This is a genomic window from Chitinophaga sp. (assembly GCF_035564935.1).
GTDB lineage: Bacteria > Bacteroidota > Bacteroidia > Chitinophagales > Chitinophagaceae > Chitinophaga.
Window position 1 is genome coordinate 1 of the sequence record NZ_DATMTE010000609.1, and the last position, 3,438, is coordinate 3,438.

1 protein-coding gene is annotated in these 3,438 nt (G+C 42.7%); it reads right to left on the bottom strand.

Going from position 1 to position 3,438, the window contains the following annotated elements; genetic code table 11:
- The coding region (locus VN105_RS15415; protein ID WP_325642420.1) for a choice-of-anchor L domain-containing protein at positions 1 to 3,438 on the bottom strand (3,438 nt) is incomplete at both ends.

The following is a 3,438-nucleotide window of genomic DNA, read 5'->3' on the forward strand; positions in this document are numbered from 1 at the left end:
TTCCGTCCCAAACGGTTTCTGTTTTGGTAGCTTTAAATACTTCCTGACCATATCTGTCGAATACAGAAGCCGCAAAATTATTGTATTTGCTGATTCCTGTAAAGTCTATGAAATCATTTTTACCATCAGAGTTCGGTGTAATGGCATTGCTGATAACAAAGGTAAAATATTCTAATGAAGTATTACATTTTGCATCTTTCACTCTTACCATCAGGTTATAGCTTGTATTATCAAGAACATTATAGAAGATGTTTGAAGCCTGCCATGTAAGACCACCGTCAATAGAATATTCCAATGTTCCGCCTGTAGGATTTGTTGTTGATAAAGTCAGAACATGATTATTATAAACAACATTCGTAAACTGTGGTAATGTAGGGTTTATCAATTGTGCACTGAAAACTTTAGAGCAAACACCATTACTGATCGTCACCGTATATGTTCCCGGCGTGTTCACAGATATTGTCTGTGTGGTTGCCCCGGTATTCCAAACATAGGTATAATTTGGTCCTGCACCGGCATCCAGAGTTCCGAAATCTCCCGCACATACATATACATCATGCAATGTAGACTCAATCGCCGGTACAACTTCAATGGTAATACAAGTCGGTGTAGCTACTTTACAGCCATTTCCACCTAAAGCAAAAACACAGTATGTTGTCGTAGCAGTAGGTGAAACAACCTGAGTACCTCCGTTTCCTGGTAAAGTAACCCATTCGTAAGTAACCCCGCCAGTAGCCGTTAAGGTAACAGATTCTCCCGCACAAATTTTAGATTTTGAAGCTGCTAAAACTGCCACAGGAGGACCAACAACTATTGTAATTGTTGCAGGATTTGCAGAAACGCATCCGTTTGCTCCTACCGCAAAAACCGTATAAGTAGTAGTCACCGTTGGAGAAACTACCTGAGTATTTCCATTTCCTGGAAGCCCCGTCCAATTGTAGGTAGCACCGCCGGAAGCAGTAAGAGTCACCGATTCACCAGGACAGATCTGCGGAAAAGTAGACGTCACTGTAGCCACCGGAAGTGTTGTATTTTGAGTCACCGTAACGTTTGCTGTATAAGTACAGGTTAAGTTTCCGGGTTGGTTAACGTTCGTTACCGTTAAAGTATATACGCCACCTGCATTTACCACAGGAGTTAAGGTATTAGCTCCTGAAACAATATTTCCACCTCCTGTTGTCGTCCATGCAATGGTAGAACCGGCAGGAATTACAGAAGCAGAAGCATTCAATGTAGTCTGTGTCGTTGTACAGGTAATCTGCTGTGGAGGAGCGATCGTTAAAGTAGTTTCCGGTGTAGCCAACAGTTGCAATGTAACAACATATCTACATCCGCCGCTTACCACCAAAACATAAATGGTCTGCCCTCCCGGACTGTTAAAAGAAGCCGGATTGGTAATATTATTCGTATTTCCTGCATTGGCATCTGCAAGAGTTAAATAATAAGTAAAAGTAACACCTCCCGCAGAAGTAATCTGAGGCTGAGCTTCCGTTAAATCATAATTAATCCCACCAGTCTGATAACACTCCAATAAAGTAGCGTTCTGCACAGTGATCGGCTGAGAAACCTGTATTGTGATTGTCGCCGGATTTTGAGAAACACAACCATTCGCTCCCACTGCCGTTACGGTATAGGTCGTGGTCGTCGTAGGAGAAACTGTCTGTGTATTTCCTGTTCCTGGTAAACCTACCCAGTTGTATGTAGTACCGCCGGAAGCCGTTAATGTTACAGATTCGCCGGAGCAAATCAAAACTTTAGAAGCCGTTAACCCTGTTGTTGGCGGAGCACTGTCTCCCGTCACCGTTACGTTTGCCGTAGCGGTACAGGTTAAATTTCCTGGCTGATAGGTATTTGAAATTGTTAAAGTATAGGTTCCTGCTAAATTCACTACCGGGTTTAATGTATTGGCTCCCGAAACAATATTTCCGTTTGCTGTCGTCCAGCTGAATGTCGCTCCTGCCGGATACACCGACGTTGTTGCGTCTAATGTAATTTGTGAATTTGTACAGGTTAAAATACTCGGAGGTGCAATTGTAGCCGTCATCTGAGGCGCTTTCACCAATTGTAATTCGGCTACTTTTGAACAGAACCCGTTTTTAACCAAAACATAAATGGTCTGCCCTGCACTTGGAAAAGCTGTTGTATTGGCAATCGTATTGGCATTTCCTGCCAAAGCATCTGACTGTAATAGATAATAGGCAAATGTCGCTCCCGGAGTCGTACTGATAGAAGTTTGCGCTGATGTTAAATTAAATGTAGCATTTCCCTGAGTATAACAAGCCGTAAGCGTGGCATTCTGCACTGTAGGAGACGTTCCCCCGACAATGGTGACCGATGCTGTTCCCGGACAGGTATTTCCGGGTAAAAATACCTGAACGGTATAAATTCCCGGCTGTGTTGCCGTATAAGAAGCATTGGTAGCTCCCGGAATAGGATTATTATTAAACAACCATTGATACGTAGCTCCACCTCCCTGAACTGAAGCTGTAAATGTCTGTGGTGCATTATCACAAACATTAATTGATGGAGGTAACGCAACACCTGCAGGATTCAGAATCTGAACACCGATATCAAAAGATCCGGCTTCAAGAAAAACCGCAGAATCAAAATTGGAATCCTGATAATCTGCCAAAACCATCTTGAAATGATAGGTCTGACCAGGGATTACCGTTGCAGTAGCAGTTAAAGGAATCGTACGACCGTCAAAATTCGTTTCAATCTGAGGGTTGTTCATTCCTGCAAAATATTGTGCATTTTTAGGCCCACAAGGCAAGTTGGCAGGAATAATATTAGTAACACTTACAGGCTCCCCACTTGGAAGTACTGCAAGGTTTGTATACGTAGGATCTCCTACTTTTTTCAGCAATAATGCAAACCCGTCTGAGATACTGCACGTAAAGTTGCTGAAATATTCTTTAGAGGCAAATAAATATCTGAAGGTAACTTTAGTAGAAGCCGGCACAAAGTCGAATTCTATATACGTTGCGTCATGCAATTCTGAATTAGGCACACTTAATGCCGTTGCCAGATCGATATCTCCACCGGTTCCAAGTCCGTCACTTAGAGTGGATTGAAACGTATTTCCGGTCTTTCTTGCATAGCCCGTCGTTAAAACAATTCCTTTAGCAAAAGGAAAATTGGTCGTTGCTTTATTGAAATATCCCCAGCTTCTGTTCTGATCTGTCGCTGGTAAATTAGGAGAAACCACAACGTTGCTTACATTGGCTGCAGAACAGGTAGACCCGCCACTGATAAGTACGTCTTTTACCAATTGCGTGATGCTGAAATTGGTTTCCGGATAGCCGGCAGCATTCACATCAATAAAAGCTCCTGCTTTCATACTTTCAGGTGCAGGCTTTCTGGCAACGGCTTTACTCTGTCTATTCTGAGCAAAAACGAAGCTTCCCGCAAGAACTAAAAATAAAGTCAAAAGTAAAC